We start from the raw sequence: 25,631 nt of genomic DNA on the forward strand, positions 1-25,631 counted from the left end.
TCGCTTCGCTCCACCACATCCTACGAAGAGCCGCCGGGAGCCAGCAGCAGGTTCGGCGCGGTGCGCAGGTAACCGTCCTCGGCCAGGCGGATATCCAGCGCGAGGCTGGCGAGGTCGTCGGCCTGGGCCTCGGCGTGCTTGTCGTGCTGCAGGTAGAACTGCTTGAGGTAGGACTGGCAGCCGGGGCAGGTTTCGGCCTTGAGTGGCGCCTGGTCGCTGGCCACGCCTTCGCGCTGCAGCGAGTAATAGGCCAGGCCCTTGCTCTCGGCACAGTGGCTGCACTTCACGCGCACGTAGTGCCATTCGCAGGAGCACAGCGAGCAGGACAGGTAACGCAGCCCGGCGTGCTTGCCCTGGTGGCGGATCATCCCCGCCACCGGCGGCGCGCCGCAGGCCGGACAGAGAGTCTGGCTGTCGGTCTCCGCCAGGGTGTCCTCGGGCAGTGCCAGCAGCCACTGGCTGAAGGCAACCTGCAGGACGGCGCCGAGGAACGGCACGAGGGCCGGCGGCAGCAGGTCGAACTGGCCATTGAGCAGGCCCAGCGCCCAGGCCTTGCGCTGGCCCTCGTCGGCGCTGCGCAGGGCCTTCAGCGCCTGGACGATGGCCGGGTTGGCGGTGGGCTCGTAGGCATCGAGAAAGGCGTCCAGCTGTGGCAGCCAGGCGCCTTCGCGTACCAGCACTTCATAGGCCAGCGGCGGCATGCGGTGTTCGCGGCTGCGGACCAGCGCGGCGGAGTCCGGCGAGGGCAACGTCAGCTTGCGATCGAGCAGTGCCTGCTGGGTGTCGCAGACACCGGCGATCAGTTCCAGGTAGCCCTGCAGCGGGTTGCCCGGCGCCAGTTCACGCAAACGCGCGGCGCGGTGGGTGAAGAGATCGTGAGACGGCAGGTTGAACAACGGCGGGATGTTGGCGGCAGCTTCGATCTGCCCGGGTTCGAGAATTCGGCCTGACACGCAGGACTCCTTGTTGATGGCGGATCGGGGCCTCAAGAGCCCCTCACCCTGGCCCTCTCCCAAAGGGAGAGAGAACTGTCCGTGCCGGCTGGCAATCCAGTGTCAGCCGGCATTCATTTCAGCAACGTTGCAGGTCAGTGCCCCTTGCCCTTCTCCACATCCTTCAGCCAGCCGTTATGGTGCTTGCGCGCCCAGCCGCGGCTGACCCATCCATAGAGCATGGCGCCCATCGAGCCCTTCACCCAGATGCCAGCGTAGATGTGCACCAGGATGCTGCAGATGAGCACAAAGGCGGCCAAGGCATGCAGCAGCGACGCCAGGCGGATGATGTCGATGCCGAACCACTGGCTGAAGTACGCCCGCCAGATGACGAAGCCGGTCAGCAGCAGCACCAGCATGCACAGCAGCAGGGTCCAGAACAGCAGCTTCTGCCCGGCGTTGTAGCGGCCGACTTCCGGGAGGTTTTCCTCGCGGTTGGCGACCACGTCACGCCATTGTTTCAGCCATTGCACGTCGCGTTTTTCCATCAGGTTGTGGTGGGCGAAACGCACCACCAGCCCGAGGAAGAACAGGAACATCGCCACCCCGAGGAAGGGGTGCAGGATGCGCGTCCACGGACCACCGCCGAAGAGGTTGGTCAGCCAGAACATGGACGGGTGGAACAGCGCCAGCCCCGAGAGGCCGGCGAGGAAGAACAGAATGGCCACCATCCAGTGGTTGCTCCGTTCGTTGGCGTTGTAGCGCTGGATATCTTTTTTCATCTCTCGATCCTCGTAGCCCTCACCCCAGCCCTCTCCCGCTGGGAGAGGGGGCAAAAGCAACTGCCAGGGAGGTCACGGGCGCTGACGCGGGTCATAGTCATGCACCGAAGGGTCGACCTTGTGCACCGGCGCCTCCGGATCGGAACCGCCCGGCTCGTCCTCCTCCACCCGGTTGGGACCGGTGCGGGTGTAGTGGAAGAACCCGGCCAGCACCACCGCGCCCATGGCCAGCAGGCCGAGAGGCTTGGTGATGCCTTTCCACAGGCTGACCAGCGGGCTGATCGAGGGTTTGTCGGGCAGGCCGGCGTAGAGCGAGGGCTTGTCGGCGTGGTGCAGCACGTACATCACGTGGGTGCCGCCCACCCCTTCCGGGTCATACAGGCCGGCGTGCTCGAAGCCGCGCGATTTGAGGTCCTCGATGCGTTCGGCGGCGTGTTCCTTCATGTCCTCCTTGGTGCCGAAGACGATGGCGCCGGTCGGGCAGGTCTTCACGCAGGCCGGCTCCATGCCCACCGCCACGCGGTCGGAACACAGGGTGCACTTGTACGCCTTGTGGTCCTTCTGCGAGATGCGCGGGATGTTGAACGGGCAGCCGGTGATGCAGTATCCGCAGCCGATGCAGTGGTCCTGGTTGAAGTCGACGATACCGTTGGCGTACTTCACGATCGCCCCCGGACTCGGGCAGGCCTTGAGGCAGCCCGGCTCGGCGCAGTGCATGCAGCCGTCCTTGCGGATCAGCCACTCCAGGTTGCCGGCCGGCGCTTCGTATTCGGTGAAGCGCATGACCGTCCAGGAGTCGGACGTCAGGTCGATGGGGTTGTCGTAGGTGCCGTGGTTGTGGCCCACCTCGTCGCGCAGCTCGTTCCATTCCGAGCAGGCGACCTGGCAGGCCTTGCAGCCGATGCACTTGGACACGTCGATCAGCTTGGCCACTTCCTCCTCGCGCCGCACCGAGGGCATCGGCGTGGTGGTGGCGGAGCGGGCGTAGATGTCTTGGCTACTCATGTTTCACCTCACGCCTTTTCCACGTTGACGAGGAAGGATTTGAACTCCGGCGTCTGCGTATTCCCGTCGCCCACGAAGGGGGTCAGGGTGTTGGTCAGGTAGCCGTTGCGCGCCACCCCGGAGAAACCCCAGTGCAGGGGGATACCCACGTGGTGCACGGTCTTGCCGTTGACCTGCAGCGGACGAATGCGCTTGGTCACCACTGCCACCGCCTTGATGAAGCCGCGGTTGGAGGAGACTTTCACACGGTCGCCGGCCTTGATGCCGAGCTCCTTGGCCAGCGCCTCGCCGATCTCGACGAACTGTTCCGGCTGGGCGATGGCATTCAGACGGCAATGCTTGGTCCAGAAGTGGAAGTGTTCGGTGAGCCGGTAGGTGGTCGCGGCGTAGGGGAACTCGTCGGCCTTGCCGAACAGCTCCATGTCGTTCTTGAACACCCGCGCGGCCGGACTGCTGATGGCCTGCGGATTCTTGTGCAGCGGGTTGACCCCGATGGGCGTCTCGAACGGCTCGTAGTGCTCGGGGAACGGGCCCTCGGCCATCTTGTCGACGGCGAAGAAGCGCGCCACGCCCTCGGGGTTCATGATGAACGGATTCATCCCCGCTTCCGGCGCCACGTCGACCTTGAAGTCGGGCACGTCGGTGCCGCCCCAGGCCTTGCCGTTCCACCACACCAGGCGCTTCTTCACCGGGTCCCACGGCTTGCCGCTGACGTCCGCCGAGGCGCGGTTGTAGAGGATGCGCCGGTTGGCCGGCCAGGCCCAGGCCCAGCCCAGGGTCTGGCCCATGGCGTAGGGGTCGCTGTTGTCGCGGCGGGCCATCTGGTTGCCCAGTTGCGTCCAGGAGCCGGCGAAGATCCAGCAACCGCTGGCGGTGCTGCCGTCATCGCGCAGCAAGGCGAAGCCCGGCAATTGCTCACCGGCTTTCGCCAGGACCATGCCGTTGTTCGGGTCGACCAGATCGGCCAGGGCCTTGCCGTTGTACTCCTTGGCCAGCTCGTCCGGGCCGGGTTCGTCGGGCCTGAGGTAGTTCCAGTCCAGGCCGAGGATCGGGTCGGGGAACTTGCCGCCGTCTTTCGCATAGGCACTGCGCAGGCGGTGGTACAGGCCAGCCATGATCGCGATGTCGGTGCGCGCCTCGCCCGGCGGTTCGGCGCCCTTCCAGTGCCATTGCAGCCAGCGTCCGGAGTTGACGATGGAGCCGTCTTCCTCGGCGAAGCAGCTGGTGGGCAGGCGGAACACGGTGGTCTGGATGGCCTTGCTGTCCACCTCGTTGAACTCGCCGGCATTGCGCCAGAACTCCGAGGTCTCGGTCGCCAGCGGGTCCATCACCACCATCCACTTCAGCTTGGCCAGCGCGGCGCTGACCTTGGCCTTGTTGGGGAAGGAGGCGATGGGGTTGAAGCCCTGGCAGAAGTACCCGTTGACCTTGCCCTGGTACATCATGTCGAAGTAGCGCAGCACGTCGTAGCCGGCGCCTGGCATGTCGAGCTTGGGCAGCCAGTCGTAGCACCAGTTGTTGTCCTTGGTGGCGGACTTGCCGAACCAGGACTTCATCAGGCTGACGTGGAACTTGGGATAGTTCTGCCAGTAGGACAACTGTCCCGGCCGCAGCGGTTTGCTGGTGCGCTTGGCGATGTAGGCGTTGTAGTCCTGCTCCGCGTCCATCCCCAGGGTCAGGTAGCCCGGCAGCGAGTTGGACAGCAGCCCCAGGTCGGTCAGCCCCTGGATGTTGGAGTGGCCGCGCAGGGCGTTCATGCCGCCGCCGGGCATGCCGATGTTGCCCAGCAGCAGCTGGACCATCGCGCCGGTTCGGATCATCTGTGCGCCCACCGAGTGCTGCGTCCAGCCCAGGGCATACATGATGGTCATCACCTTGTCCGGTGCGGCGGTGGTGGAAATCTCCTCCCACACCTTGAGCATCATGTCCTTGGGCGTGCCACAGATGTTGCTCACCACGTCCGGCGTGTAGCGGCTGTAGTGCTGCTTCATCAGGTTGAACACGCAGCGCGGGTTCTGCAGGGTCGGGTCGACCTTGGCGAAGCCGTCCTCGCCCAGCTCGTACTGCCAGGAGGATTTGTCCGGGTAGGTGCGCTTCTCGGCGTCATAGCCGTTGAACAGGCCGTCCTCGAAACCGAAGCCTTCCTTCACGATGAAGGAGACGTCGGTGTAGTTGTGCACGTATTCCTTCTGGTACTTGCCGTTTTCCAGCAGGTAATTGATCAGGCCGCCGAGGAAGGCGATGTCCGTGCCGGTGCGGATCGGTGCGTAGTAATCGGCCACCGACGCGGAACGGGTGAATCTCGGGTCGACCACCAGCAGGCGCGCCTTGTTGTGCGCCTTGGCTTCGGTCACCCACTTGAAGCCGCACGGGTGCGCTTCGGCGGCGTTTCCGCCCATGATCAGGATCAGATCGGCATTCTTGATGTCGGTCCAATGGTTGGTCATGGCTCCACGGCCAAACGTCGGGGCAAGACTTGCCACCGTCGGGCCGTGTCAGACACGCGCTTGGTTGTCGAACGCCAGTAGTCCGAGGGAACGCACCACCTTGTGGGTGATGTAGCCCGCTTCGTTGGAAGACGCCGACGCGGCCAGGAAGCCGGTGGTCAGCCAGCGGTTCACCGTCTGGCCCTGGGCGTTCTTCTCGATGAAGTTGGCGTCGCGGTCTTCCTTGATCAGCTTGGCGATGCGGTCCAGCGCATCGTCCCAGCCGATGCGCTTCCACTCCGAAGAGCCCGCTTCACGAATCTGCGGGTACTTCAGGCGGTTGGGGCTGTGGACGAAGTCGAGCAGGCCGGCGCCTTTGGGGCAGAGGGTGCCGCGGTTCACCGGGTGATCGGAATCACCCTCGATGTGGATGATGTTCTGCGCAACGTTCTTCGCCGCATCCCCTTGGCTGTACATGAGGATGCCGCAGCCTACCGAGCAGTACGGGCAGGTGTTGCGGGTCTCGACGGTGCGCGCAAGCTTGAAATGGCGGACCTGGTCGGCGAAGGCATCCGGGGGCGCGACCCCCAGTGCCGCCAGGCTCGATCCTCCAAGGCCTACAGCGCAGACCTTGAAGAATTGCCGACGGTTCATATCCATCGTGCGTCTCCTGATCAGGCAGCGTACGTCCGGGGCATAGCCGGACCCCTGCTGCTTAAAAGATAGCCAAGCCAGGGCGATGCGCCAGCTTGAGCGGGGCAGACCATGCACGCTGGGGGTTTGCGGCGCATTGACGCGCGTCAGTCCGTCACCCGGATCGGACGGGGCAATACTCCCTGTGAGGGAGTTACGGGTAGCTGCAGGAGAAACTGCTACCGTCGGGATTGCACGCTGACTGCTGGCGGTCGGGCTGGAGGGACTCATGCAGGCCCAGCAGGGCCAGCCCGACAAGAACCGCGAGCAGGTAATGGCGCGCATGTCTTCTTCTTATCGCTTTCATGACGTCCTCCAAGGATGGGTCACTTCAGCCTGCGATCGGGGCACGAAGCCCTGCCATGTAGAAAATTCTGCAACCGATCCGCCAGGTGTCAATCGCTGGCTTGACCGAAATGCCCGAACGGCACGGCATCCGGGCCGTTCACCGACGCACGGCAAGCCAATAGGGTGAAGGGAACTCAAATGCCCACGGTTTCCTCCATGTCCACTGCCGCCTCGCCCTACCCTCACCTGCTCGCCCCGCTCGACCTGGGCTTCACCCAGCTGCGCAATCGCGTGGTGATGGGCTCGATGCACACCGGGCTGGAGGACCGCCTGTGGGACTTCGGCAAGCTCGCCGCCTACTACCGCGAGCGAGCGCGCGGCGGCGTCGGGCTGATCATCACCGGGGGCTTCGCACCCAACCGCGAGGGCTGGCTGCTGCCGCTGGGCAGCAGCCTCACCAGCGGCCTGCAGGTACCGGCGCACCGGCGCCTGACCCAGGCCGTGCAGCGCGAAGGCGGCAAGATCCTCCTGCAGATCCTGCACGCCGGGCGCTACGGTTATCACCCGCTGGTGGTGTCCGCCTCGCCGATCAAATCGCCGATCAGCTGGTTCAGCCCGCGGGAGCTCTCCGAGCGCGGCATCCTGCGCACCATCGCCGCCTTCGTCCGCTGCGCGAAGCTGGCCCAGGCCGCCGGCTACGACGGCGTGGAGATCATGGGCAGCGAGGGCTACCTGCTGAACCAGTTCCTCTGCCCACGCACCAACCAGCGCGAAGATCGCTGGGGCGGCGACCTGGGCAACCGCATGCGCCTGCCGCTGGAGATCGTCCGGCGCATTCGCCGTGCGCTGGGCGAGCGCTTCATCATCAGCTACCGGCTGTCACTGCTCGACCTGGTGGAAGGCGGCAACGGCTGGGACGACGTACGCCAGGTGGCCCGCGCCCTGGAGACCGCCGGCATCGACCTGCTCAACACCGGCATCGGCTGGCACGAATCGAAGGTGCCGACCATCGTCACCTCGGTGCCGCGCGCGGCCTTTGCCGACGTCAGCGCACGCCTGCGCCGCGAGCTGCGGGTGCCGGTGATCGCCAGTAACCGCATCAACACCCCGGACGTGGCCGAACGACTGCTCGCCGAAGGGCACGCCGATATGGTCTCCATGGCCCGTCCGCTGCTGGCCGACCCGCAGTTCGTGGCCAAGGCTGCCAGCGGCCGCGCCGAGGCGATCAACACCTGCATCGCCTGCAACCAGGCCTGCCTCGACCACGCCTTCGCCAACCGCCGCGCCAGTTGCCTGGTGAATCCACGGGCGGCCTTCGAGACCGAGCTGCGCTATCGAAAGGCCAAGGTACACAAGCGCATCGCGGTGATCGGCGCGGGCCCTGCCGGGCTTTCCGCCGCCTGCGTGGCCGCCGAGCGCGGGCATGGGGTGACGCTGTTCGAAGCGGCAAATGAGATCGGCGGGCAATTCAGCCTGGCCAAGCGAATACCGGGCAAGGAGGAATTCCACGAGACGCTGCGCTACTTCGCCGTGCGCCTGCGCGAGCTGGGCGTCGAGGTGCAACTGGGGCGGCATATCACGCGGGGCGAACTGCGCGGCGAGTACGACGAGGTAATAGTTGCCACCGGCATCCGGCCGCGCACGCCGGCGATTCCAGGGATCACTCATCCCACGGTACTCAGCTACCTCGACGTCCTGCGTGGCGCGCCGGTGGGCAAGAAGGTCGCGCTGATCGGTGCTGGCGGCATCGGCTTCGACGTCGCCAGCTTCCTGCTTGCCGAACGCGACGGCCCGCAGCCACTGGGCGACTGGCTCAGCCAGTGGGGCATCGACCTGGATAACGCCACTCCGGGCGGACTGATTCCACCGATCACCGCCGCACCACGCCGGCAGCTCTGGCTGTTGCAGCGCAAGGCCGGCCAGCCGGGCGCCGGGCTGGGCAAGACCAGCGGCTGGGTGCATCGCGCGCATCTCAAGCATCACGGTGTGCGCATGCACGGCGGCGTGGAGTACCTGCGCATCGACGATGACGGGTTGCACGTACGTATCGATGGCCGGGAGCAGTGCCTGGCAGTGGACAACGTGGTGATCTGCGCCGGGCAGGAGCCACTTCTGGAATTGCAGCCGACGTTGCCGGCGGAGAACCTGCGCCATCACGTTATCGGCGGGGCGAATGTGGCGCGGGAGCTGGATGCCAAGCGGGCGATTCGCGAGGGGGCGGAACTTGCCGCCCGACTGTAGCGGCTCTTCGTAGGAGCGAGCTTGCTCGCGAACCGCCGGACACCGTAAGCCGCCGGCTAACTCGTTCGCGAGCAAGCTCGCTCCCACAGGGTCAGCTCCTCTGCATACCTGTAGGAGCGGGCCATGCCTGCGAATCGCGCCCATGGGGCGCTCCTACAGGTGAAACACCGGAATCACGCCGATTCCAGCAACCCCTTGATCGCCTGCAAATCCTTCTCGACCCACTGCGCATCCCGCTCGAAGGTGGCGTCATCCATCTGCGGCTGGCGCAACAGGGTGAGCTGCAATTCGCAGCCATCGCCATTGGGGATCAGCCGCAACGGGATGTGGATCGCCGGGCTGTCGCCGGGCAGCACCGCGTGGTCAAGCACGCCAAACGCATTGCGCGGCGAGAAGCGCACCCGCAGTGGCCCCTGGGGCGTCTGCGCCAACCACAAGTCGCCTTGCAACGGCTCGATCGAGTAGCACAAGCCCGACGCCCAGCGCGGGAAGTTCTGCGGTTCGGCAAGAAAGTCGTAGGCTTCGCTCCAGCGCCGCTCGATGCGAACGCTCAGGGTGCGAGAGGGAACGGTATGCATAGCCATCTCCCGGGAAATTAACCTTGTTCCGGTGCCTACCGGGTCGACTGTCCCTGGTCGCCCAGAAGGTACTCGGGGCACTTCCCCTTGGACGACAGGCGTAGCACCGCGTCCTCTCGGGAGAAACAACCCTGATCACGGATATGCAGCCCAGCACGGCGGCAGCTCCCCGATACCCACTCCCCTGTACCATCCACTCGAACGAACAACAGATTCCAGACGCCATCCTGCATCTCTCCTCCGTTGTAGGAGCGGCCGTACTCGGGCAGATAGACCGGCCCACCATAGCCTCCCGCCAGACAGACAGTCCTCCAGTCCCAAGCTGCCAGCTCCGCCAGGCGGATCTGCGCGACATTGTTCCTGGCGCGTGCTTCGAAGCGAGACCGCAGTTGCAGCTCATTCCAGCTACCGGGCCAACCCAACACCGCATACCCAAGCACGTACACCAGACAGCTCCCACCCAAGGCGAGCGCGCAAACGACCAAATACTTCAGTGCACGCAAAAATACGTGCCTGTCGACCAACCCATTCGTCAATTCATCTGTCCTTATGTCATTGGGCTGTCTGCATGCAGATGCCCTGTCCTGGTGCATACTAGCCGGCTGCCCTTTTCGTTTCGATTGCCCAGGAGTCACTCCATGCCAACGCCGCCCTGGTGGATGTTCGTACTGCCCCTGATCGCCGGCGCCTGCCTGCCGCTGCAAGCGGGCATCAACGGCCAGCTGGCCAAGCAGGTGTCCAGCGTGCTGGCTGCCGCGCTGATTTCCTTCTTCGTGGGCATGATGGGTCTGCTGGTGCTGACCCTGGCCAACCGCGAATTCCCCAGCCTCGCCGCCCTGCGCGAACTGCCCTGGTGGCAATGGTGCGGTGGCTTCCTCGGCATGTTCTTCATCTTCATCGCCGCCTTCGCCGCACCGCGCGTCGGCGCGCTGATGTTCATGGTGCTGGTGCTCGCCGGCCAACTGGGCATGGCCATGACGCTTGACCACTTCGGCTGGGCCGGCTTCCGCGAAGCGCCGGTCAGCGGATTGAAGATCGCCGGCATGGCCGCCATCGCCGTCGGCATCTGGATGATCCGCAAGGGCTGATAAGCTGGAAGACAGCGGACGGTACGCTCGCAGGAGAATCCCATGACCGACATCCAGGTGATCCTGGTCGACGAACACGACAACCCAACCGGCACGATGGAAAAGCACGAGGCCCATCAACTGGGGCTGCGCCACCGGGCCATTTCGGTGTACCTGTTCAACAGCGCCGGTGAGCTCCTGCTGCAACGCCGCGCCCTGGGCAAGTACCACTGCGGCGGGCTGTGGAGCAACAGCTGCTGCAGCCACCCGTACCCGGGCGAATCGGCGCAGCACGCCGCCGAACGCCGGCTGCGCGAGGAGATGGGCGTACAGGTCGCACTGCACAAGTTGTTCGAGTTCAGCTATCGCCTGGAACTGTCCAACGGCATGACCGAGCACGAATACGGTCATCTGTACGGTGCCATCGACAACCAGCCGCCGCGTCCTGATCCCGAGGAAGCCGACGACTTCCGCTACATCGCCCTGGCCGACCTGGAAGCCGAGATGGCAGCCTACCCGGAACGCTTCACGCCCTGGTTCCTCGTCTGCTACCCGACCTTCAGGGATTACTTGCGCGACCACGGCGGACTCGCAGCCCTGCCTGCGTCCTGAGGACTCAGTTCGGCGCCCTGCTTTTCGTCGAAAGGCCGCGCAATTCTTCGCGCCGGCCACTATGATGCGCGCCTGCGCACCACCCCGCTGAATGCCGCCATGAGAAAACCACCGCTGATCGCCAACGCCGAGCTGGACCGCCTGGAAACCTGGGCCAAGTACACCTCGGGCCTGTGCAAGGACTGCAATGCCACCTGCTGCACCATGCCGGCGGAAGTGAACGTCAACGACCTGATCCGCATCGGCGTCGTCGACGAGTTCGAGCGCGAGGAACCGGCGAAGAACATCGCCAAGCGCCTGCTGAAGGAAGGCATCGTCGAGCGCTTCAACCAGAAGAGCGGCATCTTCACCCTGACCCGCACCAGCAATGGCGACTGCTACTTCCTCGACCGCAAGACGCGCCTGTGCACCGTCTACGCCAAGCGCCCGGACACCTGCCGCAACCACCCGCAGGTCGGCCCGCGCCCCGGCTACTGCGCCTACCGCAAGAAAGCCGACTGACCGACACGGTCTGAAATCCCGGGCGCTCCCGGCTCGCTATACTGCGAGCCTGCTCAGGAGCCCCGCATGAATCCCCTGCTCGAAGCCTGGCGTCACCAGCCGACCCACCGCCGCGTCTGGGCGCTCGCCGCGCCGATGATCCTCTCCAATGTCTCCGTGCCCCTGGTCACCCTGGTGGACAGCGCGGTGATCGGCCACCTGCCGCACGCCCACCAGTTGGGCGCGGTGGCCGTCGGCGGCGGGCTCTATACCCTGCTGGTGGGCGTGCTCGGTTTCCTGCGCATGGGCACCACCGGCTTCGCCGCCCAGGCCGCCGGGCGCGGTGATGGCGGCGCGCTGCGGCGGATTCTCGGACAGGGCCTGCTGCTCGCCCTGGGGTTGGCGCTGCTGCTCGGTGCGCTGGCGCTGCCGCTGACCGATCCGGCCCTGGCGCTGATGCGACCGTCCGCCGAGCTCGACACGCTGGCCCGCCAGTTCTTCCATATTCGCCTGCTCGGCCTGCCCGCGGCGCTGGCCACCTACGCGCTGGTCGGCTGGTTCCTCGGTACGCAGAACGCCCGCGCGCCCCTGGCGATCCTGCTGACCACCAACCTGATCAACATCGCACTCGACCTGTGGTTCGTGCTCGGCCTGGAATGGGGCGTGGCCGGCGCCGCGCGGGCCTCGGTGATCGCCGAGTGGAGCGGCGCCCTGCTCGGCCTGGCGCTGACCCGTGGCGCGCTCCAACGCTACCCCGGCCTGCCGGACTGGACACGTCTGCGCGGCTGGGCGAGCTGGCGGCCGCTGCTGATGGTCAACCGCGACATCTTCATCCGCAGCCTGGCCCTGCAGGGCGTGTTCTTCCTGCTCACCGTACAGGGCACGCGCCTGGGCGACGCCACCGTCGCGGCCAACGCGCTGCTGCTCAATGGCCTGATGGTCACCTCCTACGCCCTCGACGGCCTCGCCCACGCCGTGGAAGCCCTGTGCGGCCACGCCATCGGTGGCCGTGACCGCACCGCGCTGCGCCGCTCGCTGGTGGTGGCCTGCGGCTGGTCGCTGATCGCAAGCCTCCTGTTCGTGGCCCTCTTCACCTTCGGCGGGCACCTGTTCATCGCCCTGCAGAGCGATATCCCCGAAGTGCGCGCCACCGCCGACCAGTACCTGCCCTACCTCGCCTGCCTGCCGCTGATCGGCCTGTGGAGCTACCTGCTGGACGGCCTGTTCATCGGTGCCACCCGCGCCCGCGAGATGCGTAACGCCATGCTCCTGGCCTGCGCCGCCAGCCTGCCGCTGGGCCTCTTGCTGCAACCCTTCGGCAATCACGGGTTATGGCTGACCTTCCTCTGCTTCATGCTGCTGCGCGGGCTGATCCTCGGGCTGTACGCCTGGAGACTGACGCGCCAGGACGCCTGGCAGGTGCCTGCCGGGGCCTGAAAATGTGGACGCCGCGCTGGAACGCACGGATGCCGCCCTCTACAGTGCCAGGCACTGCAATTTCGTACCCAAAGGCCCCATCAGAAGGACCCGCCCCATGGCCCAAGCCATTGCCGCCTACCTGCACTACCTGTCGATCTTCGTCCTGTTCGCCCTGCTGGTGCTGGAGCACCGCCTGTTCCGCCTGCCGCTGGACCTGGAACGTGCGCGCAGCCTGATCGTCGTCGACATCGCGTATGGCGCCTGCGCCGGCGTGGTGCTGCTGACCGGCGCGGCGCGCGTGCTGTGGTTCGCCAAGGGCGCCGAGTACTACCTGCACAACAGCCTTTTCCACGCCAAGATCGGGCTGTTCGTGCTGGTCGCGCTGCTGTCGATCCTGCCGACCATGACCTTCCTCAACTGGCGCAACGACCTCAAGGCTGGCCGTGTGCCGCAGGTGAGCACGCGCCAGAGCCGACTGGTGACCATGACCATCCGCCTGGAACTGCTGGTCCTGCTGATCCTGCCGCTGCTAGCCACCTTGATGGCGCGTGGCTACGGAATGATCGGCTGATTGATCGGCACACTCCGACGAACCCACCAGACAACTCCGATCCCGGATGTCCTCTGATCCGAGGATGCTCCTGCGCAGCCCGCCGAACTGCCGCAGGACACTCCCATGCCCACTCCCGCCACCCGCCTCGCTTGCCTGGCTTTGCTCGCCCTTGGCCTGGTTGGCTGTGCGAGCAACGACTTCACCCTGGAGGCGGATCTGCCCGGCGACTTCAAGTTCACCGGCGATGCCCTGTACGTCACCACAACGAACAGCGCCTGCACCCAGCAGAGCAGGCACCGCCTCTTCGAAACCTCAGGCAATGGAGAGAGGCCGCGCCGCATCAGCTTTGTGGTGCCGCTCAAGCAACAGCTCGAGGGCTGCAACCTGGAGCTGAGCGGCATCAGCATCGAGCTCGGCGGCAGTTCGCAGCCTGTCTATTCGGACGGCAATCGCGCCGACATCGCCCTGGCCGGACTGGTCGTTCGTGACCGGTTGCCCGCCGGAGAGCCCGGCATGCCCAGCGAGGGCACGCTGATTTTCGATGGCCAGTGCCGCTGGACTACCCCCGCAGACGGGTCCGTCAGGACCTTGCAATGTCATGCTTCGGATCTGCAGGGGAACTGGTTCGAAGGTGCCCCCGGCGGCGTCGTGCAGCGCAACCAGCTGGCAGGGCGCACGGTGCGCCTGGCCATCGCCATGCCGGCGGAGCTGCCCGAACTGGCCGGCGGCACTCATCCCTGAGCCGCGAGCAACTCCCCCAGGCGCTGCCGCAGGGCCGGTACGTCCTGCTCCGCCGGCCACAGCTTGAAGCGCTCGCGCAACACTGCCAGCAACTCGTCGGCATCCTCGATGCTGCGCTGCTCGACTGCGCCATCGGCGGTACGCCGGCTGAACTGGCCATTGAGCAGCGACAGCCGCACATCGTTCTCGCTGACGGCCACGCGCAGGGACAGGCGGAACACGCTCTGCGGATGAGTCGAGGTGTACCAGTTGCGCATGGCGTAATCGATCCACGGCTGTGGCTGCAGGGTGAAGCGGTACAGCGTCTGCCAACCGGAGCTGGAGCGCGTCGCCATTTCGAGTTCCCCATCGAGTACGCCAGTCAGGCGCCAACCGCCGGGCAGTTCCTCGTCCAACCGCAGCGGCAGCGCGTGGGGCGATGCGGGGCCGCCGAAGCCGATGTCCACCAGGTATGCGCCATCGGCCAGGTCGACCCGCAGCAGCAGGTGCGACTGCGGGGTCAGCGGCGCATCGGCCGGCAGGCCCCAACGAACCCGCCCGACCAGCAGCGTCACCCGGTAGTCAAGGCTGGTCAGCAGGCGAGCGAACAGGCTGTTCAGCTCGAAGCAGTAGCCGCCGCGACGCTGTTCCACCACCTTGGCGAAGACCGCCTGCGGATCGATATCGATGCGTTTTTCCAGCAGCACGTCGAGGTTCTCGAACGGCAGCCGATGCAATGCTGCGAGGATCAGCCGATCGAGGTTCGCCAGCGTCGGCGCCGGGCGCTCCTCCGGCAGGCCGAGGCGGGCCAACATGGCGTCGAGTTCGGCAGTGCTGAAGGGGGTGAGCGGGGTCATGCGAGTCTCCTTTCGCAAAGCAATCAAGGGTGGGGTTCCGGGATCACCAGCGGGCCACAGTGCTCGTCGCTGATGATCACTGCGAGCAGCCGGGCCGGCTCGCTGGGGCTGGAGTTCTCGGCGAACAGGTGCAGCTCGCCATTGGGCTCGAACCAGGTTTCACCGGCGCCGTAGGTGCGCGCCGGCAAGCCCTGCATCTGCGAGCGCACCTGGCCGCCGATAACGATAGCGGTGACCGCGCCGGGGTGTCAGTGCGCGGGCGTGAAGCCGTTGGGCGGGAAGTCCACCCGCAACGTGGTGACGACCTTGCCGGGTATCTCCGCCAGCGGCTCGCAGGACAGGCGCGTCACCTGCGTTGCCGGATGAGCGTCGGCCGAGGACTCACCCTGCTTCGCCGCCAGATGCACCAGCGGGCGCGACCAGGGTTGCCAGAGCAGCGCGCCGGCCGCCACGACAGCGACCAGCAGCAGTCCGGCACGGGCCTCACGGCCGATTGCGGGGTTCACGGTCAAACTCCGTGCAGGCGAAAGCCCGGCTGCCAGCCCAGGCAGTGACGGGCCTTGGCCGAACTCACCTCGATGTCCTGCTCGGCCACGTTGTAGCAACCTCGTACGCCCCACTCCAGCGCCAGCAGCGCGGCGTGGGCGGCGTCATCCACATGCACGGCCAGGCGCGGGTCGGGCGAATCGCTGCCGGTGCCCGGCCCATACAGACGGCCATAACGCAGGACGATTCCCTCCATCGGCTCTGCGCCGAGCACGGCGGACTCCAGCGCGGCCACACCGCCGACACTGACGGCGCGGCTACCGTTAGTCACCAGGTCCAGTGGCTGCTCCTCATGCAGCGGCAGCTCGCCCGGCGCATAGGCCCAGGCGATGCTCTGCGCCACCATGCGCTCGACGCCAGCCGCCAGGGCCGCGGCCACCAGATTGGCGGTGCCCTCGCGGCGCAGCCGGGCATTGCGCGGCTGGGCGTCGGGCATCTGCGCCGGGTCCAGGCCCGCCGGCAGGTCGGTGAGCTGATGAATGACCCAGCGCGGCTGGAACGTCTGCATGGCGTCCCGCAACGCGTCGGCGTCGAAGACGTCCAGCACCATCGCCCGGGCGCCCGCTGCTTCCAGCGCGGCAACGCGCTCGGGCGAACGGCTCACGGCGAGCACCTGGTAACCGCGTTCCAGCAGCAGCGGCAGCAGGCGTTTGCCAATGGCGCCGCTGGCACCGGCGAAGAACACTTTCATGCACATGCTCGACCTCGAAATGCTCGGGTGGCTCAGGAGAATGGGGCCACTCTAGGGCCGCCATGCCCCAGCCAACAGAGCCAAGATCACGCAAACTTACTGGGACATGACAGTGCAAAGGGTGCGGGCAAAGCCGCTGCCATCGTCTATAACAAACGGCTCAACACCCGTTCTTGAAGGAGTCGTCATGAGCCAAGTCTTCGATGTCGCCGTAGTAGTCGGCAGCCTGCGCAAGGAATCCCTGAACCGTAAGATCGCCAATGCCTTCGTCCAACTGGCGCCGGCCAGCCTGAAACTGGAGATCGTGGAGATCGGCGACCTGCCGCTGTACAACGAGGAACACGACAGCGCCACGCCACCGGCCAGCTACACCAGTTTCCGCGAGCGTATCCGCCGGGCCGACGCGGTGCTGTTCGTCACCCCGGAATACAACCGCTCGGTGCCGGGCGTGCTGAAGAACGCCATCGACGTGGGCTCGCGCCCCTACGGCAAGAGCGCCTGGAACGGCAAGCCGTGCGCAGTGGTCAGCGCATCCCCGGGCGCCATCGGCGGCTTCGGCGCCAACCACCATCTGCGCCAGTCGCTGGTGTTCCTCAACATGCCAGTGCTGCAGCAGCCGGAGGCCTACCTGGGCGGCGCCGGCAGCTTCTTCGACGAGGCCGGGCAACTGTCCGAGAAGACCCAGCCCTTCCTGCAAAGCATCGTCGACGCCTTCGCCCGCTGGATCGAGCAGAACCAGCCGCGCTGATCACTGGAGCGCCGGCCCGTGCCGGCGCGTTCCCCCGCAATCCCCCTCCCGGTCTGTGCAGCCCGTCGCAGGCTGCCCAACCGCTACCGATTCCCCGCCGCTCCGTCTGGTCGCCTGGCGCTTCCCGCGCCAAGGTTCAGGGCCGCCCCCTAGCCCGGCCCCGCAATGCCCCTGCGCTACCTCGTCCTCTGCTTCCCTGCCCTCGCGCTGCTCGCGGCGTGCAGTTCGCCGCCGGTGAAGAAAGACGTCGACGGCCAGGACTTCCACTCCGGCCAATTGCTCCAGAACGACGCCAACCGGGCCGCCAACCTGGCCATGCGCGACAACCTGGAAAGCCTCTCGCTGTTGCTCGACAAGCTCTACAAACGCAACCCTCGGGAATGGAAAAAGACCGGCGCCGCGACGTTGGAAGCGGCACACGGGAAGGTCATGAAGGCCATCACCGAACAGCAACCGCTGCCGGGCCTGGGCGAGCGGAAATCCATCGCCGCCATGTCGCTGGCGTTCGCCCCGGACTTCGAGGGAGACCGCGCCGGCGCGCTGATCTACGGCATCGGCAGCATGCTCTTCGAACTCTACGGCGGCACCGATACCCAGCATCTGCTCAGCGGGCTGAACTCGCAGATGACCGCCAACGCCGCCTGGAACATCGAGGTCGCCGCCTGGCTGCTGGCCAGCCGCACCAACGAACAGGGGCAGCCCTTGCTGCTGTCCAACGAGATCAGCGAAGCCGGACGCAACCTGTCCTTCGAGCGGGAGTTCGGCCGCATGATCGGCCGCCTGGAGCTGCTGGCGCAGATGACCCATGAAAGCCTGCGCCGCAGTGGCATCAACTATGTGCAGGGCATCCTTGCAGCGCCGATCATCGGGCTGGTGCAGTTCATCCCGCTCGACGCCGCCAGCGCGGCCACCACAGCGCAGTAGGGCGCGTCGCTCAGTCTTCCAGCAGACGCGCCAGGCGCTGGCGCAGGTAGCGATTCTCCGCGCGCAGCTCGTCCACCTCATCGAGCAGGCGCAGGGCCAGGGCGATGCCCGGCCAGTCCAGCTCGAATTCGCGACGCAGGCGCACCGCGCGGCGCACCACGCCGACCGCCTGGTAATCGAACAGCCAATGACCGCCGCGCTGTTCGCGGGGCTCCACGATGCCCACCTCGACGATCTCGACGAGCACGTCGCGGGGCAGGTTCACCGACTGGCAGAGCTCGTCGAGGTCCACCACCATCACTGTTGTCGTCATGCGCGTTTCCCCCATTCGGCACGGGGATCGAACGCCGCCTTGGCAGCCAGTTCCTCCCAGAGTTTGCGAGTCGCCTCGTCGGCATTCTTCGGCATCACCACCTTGAGCACGGCGTAGAGATCGCCGGGCGCGGCGCTGCCCTTGTTCGGCAGGCCCTTGCCCTTGATGCGCAGACGCTGGCCAGCCTGGCTCGCCGCCGGGATACCGAGGTTGATCCGGCCACCCAGGGTCGGCACTTCCACCCTGGCGCCCAGCGCGGCTTCCCAGGGCGCCACCGGCACGGTGACGACCAGGTCGCGGCCATCGACGTCGAACACCGGGTGCGGCACCAGGCGGATCACCAGGTACAAATCGCCAGCAGGCCCGCCGTTGATGCCCGCCGCGCCCTGCCCTTTCAGGCGGATACGCTCGCCGTCGGTGGTGCCCACCGGAATCTTCACGTTCAGCGTCTTGCTCTGCGGCGGCAGCTTGCGGCCGTACTCGTCGTAGCTGGGCAGGCTGAAGCTGATCGGCCGGCTGTCGCCAGAGAGGGCTTCCTCGAGGAACAGCGGCACCTCCATTTCCACGTCCTGGCCACGATGGGCCTGCGACTGGCGCGCGCCGCCGAAACCACCTTGAGAGCCGCCGGCGCGGGCGCCGAATATCTGCTCGAAGAAGTCGGAGAAATCCTGCTCGTGCCCCGGCGGCGGGCCGTCGAAGCCGCCGCGCGGCTGCCAGCCGGGCGGTGCCTGGAACTGCGGGCCCTGCTGGCCGTATTTACGCAGCTCGTCGTATTCGGCGCGCTTCTCCGGGCTCTTGAGCACTTCGTAGGCCTCGGAGACCTCCTTGAAGTGCGCCTCGGCATCCGGCTCCTTGCTGACGTCCGGGTGGTACTTGCGCGCCAGCTTGCGGTAGGCGGTCTTGATCACCTTCTCGTCGGCGTCCGGGGCGACGCCCAGGGCCGCGTAGTAATCCTTGAATTCCATCGGTATCGGTCTCTCCTCACATGCGTTGGACCTGTCGGCGCCTGAATACAAGGGGATCGCGCGGACAGCCGAGGCCGCTGCGCGCACAGCGAGGCGAACAGGTGGAAAAAGCGGGTTGTGCCTTACAGATGGAGACGACGCGCCCGCTTTTCAACACTGCCCGAAAGCCTAGACGCTGATCCTGCACATGATTTGCCGGGGCGACCTGATGCGGGTCATGGCATAGTCACCTCAATTATTTCGCTACGAACCGAACAGGCCATGACTGCATCCATCGACTCGTTCCGCCAGCCGCTGGACCCGGCCCAGGCGCTGCCGATCTACCGCCAGCTCTATGAACGCATCAAGGATGCGATCACCCGCGGCGCGCTGCGCCCCGGCGAGCGCGTGCCGCCGGTTCGCGGGCTGGCCGGCGACCTGGGGGTGGCGCGGGGCACGGTGGAGCTGGCCTATCAACTGCTGACCAGCGAGGGCTACCTGCAGGCACGCGGTCCGGCCGGTACCGTGGTCTCACCGCAGCTCGCCGGGCGGACCGCTCCGGCCCCAACGGTGCGGCTCGATCCGGCCACGGTGGAGCGCAGCCTGCCCGGCGTGATCGCCCATGGCCCGGCCATCAGGCCGCTGCAGCTCGGCCTGCCGGCGCTGGACGCCTTTCCCCGCGCCCTCTGGTCGCGCCTGTGCGCACGCCGTTTGCGCCAGCAGAGCGCGGCAACCCTGGCCTATCCGGACCCCTGCGGCTACGGCCCATTGCGCGAGGCGGTGGCGGGCTACCTGGGTATTTCCCGAGGGATCGTCTGCGATCCCGCTCAGGTGTTCGTCTGCGCCGGCTACCAGGGCGCGCTGGACCTGATCAGCCGTACCTTGCTCGAGCCCGGCCAGGGCTTCTGGCACGAGGACCCGGGTTATCCCCGTGGTCACGAGTTGTTGCGGCGCGCCGGCGGCGTGCCGATCGCGGTGCCAGTGGACGGTGATGGCCTGCGGGTGGAAGACGGCATCGCCCGCGCGCCGGACGCCCGCTTCGCCCTGGTCACGCCGTCACAGCAGAGCCCCACCGGCGTCGCCCTCAGCCTGCCGCGTCGCCTGGCCCTGCTGGACTGGGCAGAGCGGGCGAACGCCTGGGTCATCGAGGACGACTACGACAGCGAATACCGCTACGCCGGCTTCCCGTTGCCGGCGCTGAAAAGCCTCGACCAGACTGGCCGCGTGCTCTACACCGGCACCTTCAGCAAGGTGCTGTACCCGGCGCTGCGCCTGGGCTATCTGGTCGTACCGCCGGCGCTGGTGGAAGACTTCGTGCGCTGCCAGCAGGTGTTCGCCTCCGGCTGCGCCGAACTGCTGCAGGCGACGCTCTGCGACTTCATGCAGGAAGGGCACTTCGCCCGTCACCTCAAGCGCACCCGTGTGCTCTATGCGCAACGTCGCCAGTGGCTGCGCGCGGCGCTGGAAACCCGGTTGGGCGAGCGCCTGCGATTTGCTGATACGCCCGGCGGATTGAATCTGATCGGGGCAGTGGAAGGCGATGACCTCGCCATCGCCGCCCGCGCCCATGCCGACGGGCTGGGCCTGCAGGCACTGAATGCCTGGTGCAGGGAGACGCGGCGAGAGCCGGCGCTGGTGATGAGCTTCACCAACGTGGTGGATGAAGCGATGGCGGGACGGTTGGCGGAGCGGGTGGCGAATGCGATGGCGTAGGAGCGGGCCATGCCCGCGATCGCGCGCATAGCGCGCATGGCGCGCTCCTACAGTCGATCATCGGAGCAGGACGATAGAAAAGCAAAAGCCCCGCCGAGGCGGGGCTTTCGTTTACGCGCGCTACCGAACCGTCAGGAGGACAGGTAAGCCGAACGGGTCAGCCCCAGGCGCAACGCGTCGAGGAACTGCGTACGTTCGCGCGCGGTGAGCTTGGCCCCGGCGACCTTGTCGCGGTAGTGGGTCATCAGTTCCTCGGGCGACAGGTGCACGTAGCGCAGCATGTCCTCGATGGTGTCGTGGGTCTCGATGCCGGCGTGGTAGTAGCTGCCGTCGGCGTTCTGGTAGACGTTCACCGAGTCGGTGTCGCCGAACAGGTTGTGCATGTCGCCGAGGATTTCCTGGTAGGCGCCGACCAGGAAGGTGCCGATCAGGTAGTCCTCGCCTTCTTTCACGTCGTGCACCGGCATGCTGGTCTCGATGCTCTGCTCGTCGACGTACTGGGTGATCTTGCCGTCGGAGTCGCAGGTCAGGTCCTGCAGCACCGCACGGCGGGTCGGTTCCTCGCCCAGGCGGTGGATCGGCAGGATCGGCAGCACCTGGCCGATGGCCCAGGTGTCGGGCAGGCTCTGGAACACCGAGAAGTTGCAGATGTACTTGTCGGCCAGCTTGTCGTTCAGCTCGTCGAGCACCTGGCGGTGCGAACGCTGGTGGGCCTTGAGCTGGTTGTGCAGGCGGCGGCAGATGGCGAAGTAGCACTGCTCGGCCAGAGCCTTCTGCGCCAGGCTGATCTTGCCTTCGGCGTACTGCGCGGCGGCGTCGCTCATGTAGTGGGTGGCGCGCCAGTAGGTCTCGGTGACCATCTCGGCGTCAGTCGGGCCGAGCAGGTCAGCCAGCCACTGGACGATCTCCGGCTGTTCGGCCAGGTCGGTGATCTTCGGCTGCTCGTCGTTGTGCCGTTCGACGTCGGTCACCTGGGTGATCAGCACCGCGTGGTGCGCGGTCAGCGCGCGGCCGCTCTCGGAGAAGATGTGCGGATGCGGCAGGCCCTGCGCGTCGCAGAACTCCTTGAGCATGCCGACCACCACACCGGCGTAGTCGTCGATGTCGTAGTTAATCGAGCTGGCGTTGCGCGAGTGGGTGCCGTCGTAGTCCACGCCCAGGCCGCCGCCGACGTCCACGTGGTCCACCGGCAGGCCGAGGGCGCGCAGTTCGCCGTAGTAGCGGATGGCTTCCTTGAAGCCGTGCTGGTAGTCGGCCAGGTTGGCGATCTGCGAACCCATGTGGAAGTGCAGCAGGCGCACGCCCTGGTCCAGGCCGGCCCCACGGAAGCGCTCGACCACCGACAGCAGTTGCGCGGCGGACAGGCCGAACTTGGCCTTCTCGCCACCGGTGTCGGCCCACTTGGAGGACGCCAGCGAGGACAGGCGCACGCGCAGGCCGACCTGGGGCAGCACGCCGACGTTGGCGGCCTCCTCGATCACCAGCTGCACCTCGGATTCCTTCTCGATCACGATGAATACGTTGTGGCCGAGCTTCTGCCCCATCAGCGCCAGCTTGATGAACTCGCGGTCCTTGTAGCCGTTGCAGACGATGGTGCCGCCCTTGGGCGCCAGCGCCAGCACGGCCATAAGCTCGGGCTTGGAACCGGCTTCCAGGCCGATGGAGACGTTCTGGGTGGCGATGATGCTTTCCACCACCGCTTCCTGCTGGTTGACCTTGATCGGGTACAGCGCGGTGTAGCGGCTGGTGTATTCCAGGCGCGCGATGTTGTCGTCGAAGGCGCCGGTCAGCTTGCGTACGCGGTCCTGCAGGATGTCGGGGAAACGCACCAGCAGCGGCAGCGACAGGCCGGCCTCGCGCAGCTGGTCGACCAGCCCGTGAAGATCGATCGGCTGCGCATTGGCGCCCTGCGGGCGTACTTCGACATTGCCGGCGTCATTGATGGCGAAATAGCCAGCGCCCCAGTGGCGAATGCCGTAGATGCTGCGGCTGTCTGCCACGGTCCAGTTGCTGCCGTCGTCTTTGCGGGTCCGTCTAGCGGCCATGCGGGGTGGTCTCCTCAAGTGTCTCGAATGAATGCAGGCGCCCCGCCCGGCGAGCGGGTGAGTCGTCAAAGCCTAGTCGGCTGGTGTGACGTTGCCGTGTTGACCGCCGGTATTGGCGGTAAGTTTAGGAAAATCCGACGATGCGCCCAGGGCGCGCCGATAAATCTCCCATCTAGGGAAAGGGCTTGCCGGCGATGCACGCCATGCGTACCGCCTGGAACCCGTTCTCTACAGGGGAGCAGCCTTATTGGCCGAGACGGCTCAGCCGCCGGATTTCTTCGCCTTGAGGCCGCGTTTGGTCAGCTCTTCGAGCAGCAGGTCGACGTGGTCGCCCTGGATCTCGATGATGCCGCCCTTCAGCGCACCGCCCGTGCCGCAGCGCTTCTTCAGCGTGGTGGCGAGGTCCTTGAGCGCATCGGCCGCCAGCGGCACGCCGGTCACCGTGGTCACGGTCTTGCCACCGCGGCCCTTGGTTTCACGACGCACGCGAGCGATGCCGTCGCCGGCCGGAATCTCGGCCTGCTTGCAGATGCATGCGGCAATGGGCTGATTGCAGTCCGGGCAATGCCGGCCGGAATCAGTGGAGTAGACGAGCCCGCCAAGGGCGGACAGGGAGGATGCTTTCTTGACCACCGGGCTTATCCCCAGGATTGGCCTCTAAGACACTGTTCATGGTTGGCTGCGCGTCGGCGGTACTGCGTTGGAAACCGTCTCGGGATGCTCATTTACTGTCGTAAACTCCGCTCCCTCGGCGCTTTCCGCCTTGTACCGCTCTAGCTCGCCACCCCTGAACCGGTCTTGCCGGCCAGGTCAACGAATGATCGGCTGGCGCCGACCGCGACGCCCCACTCAGGCAGGGGCTGCGCAATTCCCGGTGGAGGACCCTGCCGGAAAGGTCGCGCAATTTAGCAGCATTGAAGGCAAATGCTAAGAGCAGAATTGCGTCATTGATCGGTGGTTTGGCGACATGCGCCCTCTGAATGGCATGTGGAAGTCGGATCGAGCCATCGCGGACAGAGGCCGCTTGTACATTGCTTCCGGGTCCCCGCGTTCGCGGGGAAGACGATTGCGGAGCGCGGTGCACGACATCGTCACTCCCGCGAACGCGGGAGCCCAAAAAACAGTTGCTCCTACGCCAGGGTCAGCCTATGGGTAGGAGCGGACTCCGTTCGCGATGTGTCGGGGCCCGCTCCGGGCCCCTCAGAAACTCACCAGGTACTTGCGCAACGCCACCAGCGAATCCGGGCAGTACGGCGTGCCCGCCTTCGCCTCGGCCAGCACCTGGTGCGGGTCGATGAAGCGCGCCTCCATCACCTCTTCCGGTTGCAACCGCAGCGGCGCATCGGAAACGGCGGAGAACACCGCGCACCAGAGGCGATTGTCCGGCTGGTCGAAGAAGAACGAACCATGCTCGCGCAATTCGACGCCGTAGATGCCCAGCTCCTCCTCCAGCTCACGGGCAGCGGACTCGGCATAACTCTCGTCAGCCAGCACCATGCCGCCAGCGGCCGGGTCCCAATAGCCGGGGTAGATCGCCTTGCTCAGGGTGCGGCGGTGCACGCACAGCTCACCGGCCTTATTGAACAGCAGGATGAAGGTGCCCCGGCCGATCAGCCCGCGCTCGCGCAGCTCCGCGCGCGGCAGGCTGCCCTTGAGTTGATCATCCCGGTTGACCCAGGCGACCAGCTCGGCGTCCGAAGCCGCCCGGTGGGCGGCTTCCTTGTCGCTGATACCGTCCATCATCAGCCCTGGGCCAGCAGCTGGCGCAGGTCGATGATCGCGGCGTTGGCGCGGGAGATGTAGTTGGCCATTACCAGCGAGTGGTTGGCCAGCACGCCGAAGCCGCTGCCGTTGAGCACCATCGGGCTCCACAGCGGGGCCTGGGCGGCTTCCAGTTCGCGGATGATCTGGCGCACGCTGACGGTGGCGTTCTTCTTCGCCAGCACGTCGGCGAAGTCGACCTCGATGGCGCGCAGGATGTGCGACAGCGCCCAGGCCTGGCCACGGGCCTCGTAGAACACGTTGTCGATCTGCAGCCAGGGGGTCTCCTGCAGCTCTTCCTCGACCTGCGGCGCCACGCCCGGCACCACCGGCCCGGAGGGCTTGACGTTGGTGTTGAGCTTCACCCGGCCGACGCTGGCCGAGAGACGCTGGGACAGCGACCCCAGGCGGGTGGAAACGTCACCCAGCCAGTTGTTCAGGCTGTCGGCGCGGGGATAGAACTGCGCGCCCGCGGGGTCGGCGGACAAGCGCGCCAGGTAACGGTCGAGCGACTTGATGCCTTCGCCGTACTCCGACTCGGAGGACGGCAGCGCCCAGCTCTTGTTGTCGAAGTTGAAGCGCGGCTCGGCGCGGGCGAGGTCCGCGTCCTCGGTGGACTGCGACTGGGAGCGGGCGAAGTCCTTGCGCAGCGCGCGGGACATGTCGCGCACCTGGACCAGGGCGCCGTATTCCCAGCTGGGCATGTCGTCCAGCCACAGGCCCGGCGGGAAGATGTCATTGGAGAGATAGCCGCCCGGCTTGTTCAGCAGGGTGGCCACGACTTCCTTGAGGGTTTCCACCGTGGTGTAGCCGACCACCATATGGCGGCCGGCGCGCTCGGCCGCGGCCTGGGCGTTCTGCTGCACGGGGAAGAGGTCCGGCTCCACGCTCCAGTACCAGCCGATCACCCCGCAGACCAGCAGGTAGACGCCCAGCACGGAGCCGAGCACACGACCCAGCCAGGGCCCGCCGAAGTAGGCGCGCACGTCGTCCACCGAGTCATCGACGCGATCGCGCACGGAGCCGCGTTTCTTCCAGTTCCACATGGCAAAGTCCTTAGCATCTCGAAAACGAAGAGGGGTTGGACCCGATTCCGCACCGGGCGTGCCCCAGCGAAACGATCCTGCCGCGCAAGCATGCCGCACCCGGCGGCTCAGCGCAGCCCATCCTGCGCATGGTGCGCGGTAACGTCGCGAATTACAAAGTGCACGTCGTTTGAACGAAGACACTGTTATTGCCACCAAGGACTGGTAGCATAGGGCCATCATTGTGTATCACGGCAGAAACACCTCA

Annotated in this window: 25 protein-coding genes; 10 read left to right on the top strand and 15 right to left on the bottom strand. The window is 66.4% G+C overall.

Going from position 1 to position 25,631, the window contains the following annotated elements:
- Positions 1-20: 20 nt before the first annotated feature.
- From fdhE to fdnG, 4 genes are all read right to left on the bottom strand, one after another.
- The gene (fdhE, locus tag GA645_RS24915) at positions 21-953 is read right to left on the bottom strand and encodes a formate dehydrogenase accessory protein FdhE (RefSeq protein ID WP_152226428.1); all 933 of its coding nucleotides are present in this window, start codon (positions 951-953) and stop codon (positions 21-23) included.
- Between the two features lie 134 nt (positions 954-1,087).
- On the bottom strand, positions 1,088-1,714 hold the full coding sequence (locus GA645_RS24920; protein ID WP_152226430.1) for a formate dehydrogenase subunit gamma: 627 nt from the start codon (positions 1,712-1,714) through the stop codon (positions 1,088-1,090).
- A 72-nt stretch (positions 1,715-1,786) separates the two neighbouring features.
- Positions 1,787-2,719 carry a formate dehydrogenase subunit beta gene (gene fdxH, locus GA645_RS24925; protein ID WP_152226432.1) on the bottom strand — a complete coding sequence of 311 codons (933 nt, stop codon included), beginning with the start codon at positions 2,717-2,719 and terminating at the stop codon, positions 1,787-1,789.
- Between the two features lie 8 nt (positions 2,720-2,727).
- Complete coding sequence (fdnG, locus tag GA645_RS24930; RefSeq protein ID WP_152226434.1) at positions 2,728-5,805, bottom strand: formate dehydrogenase-N subunit alpha; 3,078 nt, start codon at positions 5,803-5,805, stop codon at positions 2,728-2,730.
- 537 nt (positions 5,806-6,342) lie between these two features.
- On the opposite strand from fdnG, the gene GA645_RS24935 reads away from it, so the two are divergent.
- Complete coding sequence (locus tag GA645_RS24935) at positions 6,343-8,367, top strand: NADPH-dependent 2,4-dienoyl-CoA reductase (RefSeq protein WP_152228309.1); 2,025 nt, start codon at positions 6,343-6,345, stop codon at positions 8,365-8,367.
- A 173-nt stretch (positions 8,368-8,540) separates the two neighbouring features.
- Here the strand turns inward: GA645_RS24935 and GA645_RS24940 are convergent, their stop codons facing one another.
- The gene (locus tag GA645_RS24940; RefSeq protein WP_152226436.1) at positions 8,541-8,945 is read right to left on the bottom strand and encodes an SRPBCC family protein; all 405 of its coding nucleotides are present in this window, start codon (positions 8,943-8,945) and stop codon (positions 8,541-8,543) included.
- A gap of 638 nt (positions 8,946-9,583) precedes the next feature.
- On the opposite strand from GA645_RS24940, the gene GA645_RS24945 reads away from it, so the two are divergent.
- The 6 genes from GA645_RS24945 (at position 9,584) to GA645_RS24970 (ending at position 13,817) form a co-directional block, all read left to right on the top strand.
- A complete protein-coding gene (locus GA645_RS24945) occupies positions 9,584-10,033 on the top strand; it encodes a DMT family transporter (RefSeq protein WP_152226439.1) in 450 nt (149 codons plus the stop codon).
- A gap of 42 nt (positions 10,034-10,075) precedes the next feature.
- The gene (gene idi / locus GA645_RS24950) at positions 10,076-10,624 is read left to right on the top strand and encodes an isopentenyl-diphosphate Delta-isomerase (protein WP_152226441.1); all 549 of its coding nucleotides are present in this window, start codon (positions 10,076-10,078) and stop codon (positions 10,622-10,624) included.
- Positions 10,625-10,723: 99 nt separating this feature from the next.
- Positions 10,724-11,125 (top strand): YkgJ family cysteine cluster protein, encoded by a 402-nt coding sequence (locus GA645_RS24955; protein ID WP_152226443.1) that lies wholly within the window; start codon positions 10,724-10,726, stop codon positions 11,123-11,125.
- A 66-nt stretch (positions 11,126-11,191) separates the two neighbouring features.
- A complete protein-coding gene (locus GA645_RS24960; RefSeq protein WP_152226445.1) occupies positions 11,192-12,541 on the top strand; it encodes an MATE family efflux transporter in 1,350 nt (449 codons plus the stop codon).
- Between the two features lie 97 nt (positions 12,542-12,638).
- The gene (locus GA645_RS24965) at positions 12,639-13,094 is read left to right on the top strand and encodes a DUF2214 family protein (protein ID WP_152226447.1); all 456 of its coding nucleotides are present in this window, start codon (positions 12,639-12,641) and stop codon (positions 13,092-13,094) included.
- Between the two features lie 105 nt (positions 13,095-13,199).
- Positions 13,200-13,817 (top strand): hypothetical protein, encoded by a 618-nt coding sequence (locus tag GA645_RS24970; RefSeq protein WP_152226449.1) that lies wholly within the window; start codon positions 13,200-13,202, stop codon positions 13,815-13,817.
- Here the strand turns inward: GA645_RS24970 and GA645_RS24975 are convergent.
- The 4 genes from GA645_RS24975 to GA645_RS24985 are packed head-to-tail and all read right to left on the bottom strand — an operon-like array spanning position 13,808 to position 15,896.
- Positions 13,808-14,653: an arylamine N-acetyltransferase gene (locus GA645_RS24975; RefSeq protein ID WP_152226450.1), complete on the bottom strand. Its 846-nt coding sequence runs from the start codon at positions 14,651-14,653 to the stop codon at positions 13,808-13,810. The genes GA645_RS24970 and GA645_RS24975 overlap by 10 nt on opposite strands.
- 23 nt (positions 14,654-14,676) lie before the next feature.
- Entirely contained in the window at positions 14,677-14,850 is a 174-nt protein-coding gene (locus tag GA645_RS29140) for a hypothetical protein (RefSeq protein WP_256676017.1), read from the bottom strand.
- A gap of 51 nt (positions 14,851-14,901) precedes the next feature.
- The gene (locus GA645_RS29145) at positions 14,902-15,159 is read right to left on the bottom strand and encodes a hypothetical protein (protein ID WP_256676018.1); all 258 of its coding nucleotides are present in this window, start codon (positions 15,157-15,159) and stop codon (positions 14,902-14,904) included.
- Positions 15,160-15,161: 2 nt separating this feature from the next.
- Complete coding sequence (locus GA645_RS24985; RefSeq protein ID WP_152226452.1) at positions 15,162-15,896, bottom strand: NAD(P)-dependent oxidoreductase; 735 nt, start codon at positions 15,894-15,896, stop codon at positions 15,162-15,164.
- A 181-nt stretch (positions 15,897-16,077) separates the two neighbouring features.
- Between GA645_RS24985 and GA645_RS24990 the strand changes: the two genes are divergently transcribed.
- Complete coding sequence (locus GA645_RS24990) at positions 16,078-16,638, top strand: NADPH-dependent FMN reductase (protein ID WP_152226454.1); 561 nt, start codon at positions 16,078-16,080, stop codon at positions 16,636-16,638.
- A gap of 165 nt (positions 16,639-16,803) precedes the next feature.
- Entirely contained in the window at positions 16,804-17,562 is a 759-nt protein-coding gene (locus tag GA645_RS24995) for a hypothetical protein (RefSeq protein ID WP_152226456.1), read from the top strand.
- Positions 17,563-17,572: 10 nt separating this feature from the next.
- Here GA645_RS24995 and GA645_RS25000 read toward each other — a convergent pair whose 3' ends face one another.
- Complete coding sequence (locus tag GA645_RS25000) at positions 17,573-17,875, bottom strand: chaperone modulator CbpM (RefSeq protein WP_256676019.1); 303 nt, start codon at positions 17,873-17,875, stop codon at positions 17,573-17,575.
- Positions 17,872-18,840: a curved DNA-binding protein gene (cbpA, locus tag GA645_RS25005; RefSeq protein WP_152226458.1), complete on the bottom strand. Its 969-nt coding sequence runs from the start codon at positions 18,838-18,840 to the stop codon at positions 17,872-17,874. Before cbpA ends, GA645_RS25000 begins: the two co-directional genes overlap by 4 nt.
- Positions 18,841-19,101: 261 nt before the next feature.
- On the opposite strand from cbpA, the gene GA645_RS25010 reads away from it, so the two are divergent.
- Positions 19,102-20,532: a PLP-dependent aminotransferase family protein gene (locus tag GA645_RS25010; protein ID WP_152226460.1), complete on the top strand. Its 1,431-nt coding sequence runs from the start codon at positions 19,102-19,104 to the stop codon at positions 20,530-20,532.
- A gap of 131 nt (positions 20,533-20,663) precedes the next feature.
- Here GA645_RS25010 and speA read toward each other — a convergent pair whose 3' ends face one another.
- The 4 genes from speA to GA645_RS25030 form a co-directional block, all read right to left on the bottom strand.
- On the bottom strand, positions 20,664-22,577 hold the full coding sequence (gene speA / locus GA645_RS25015) for an arginine decarboxylase (protein ID WP_152226462.1): 1,914 nt from the start codon (positions 22,575-22,577) through the stop codon (positions 20,664-20,666).
- A 261-nt stretch (positions 22,578-22,838) separates the two neighbouring features.
- On the bottom strand, positions 22,839-23,210 hold the full coding sequence (locus GA645_RS25020; protein WP_152226463.1) for a translation initiation factor Sui1: 372 nt from the start codon (positions 23,208-23,210) through the stop codon (positions 22,839-22,841).
- Positions 23,211-23,777: 567 nt separating this feature from the next.
- Positions 23,778-24,320, bottom strand: a complete 543-nt coding sequence (locus GA645_RS25025) for an NUDIX hydrolase (RefSeq protein WP_152226465.1) — start codon at positions 24,318-24,320, stop codon at positions 23,778-23,780.
- Entirely contained in the window at positions 24,320-25,384 is a 1,065-nt protein-coding gene (locus tag GA645_RS25030; protein ID WP_152226467.1) for a DUF2333 family protein, read from the bottom strand. Before GA645_RS25030 ends, GA645_RS25025 begins: the two co-directional genes overlap by 1 nt.
- Positions 25,385-25,631: the final 247 nt, after the last annotated feature.

The sequence above is a fragment of the Pseudomonas sp. SCB32 genome (assembly GCF_009189165.1).
GTDB lineage: Bacteria > Pseudomonadota > Gammaproteobacteria > Pseudomonadales > Pseudomonadaceae > Pseudomonas.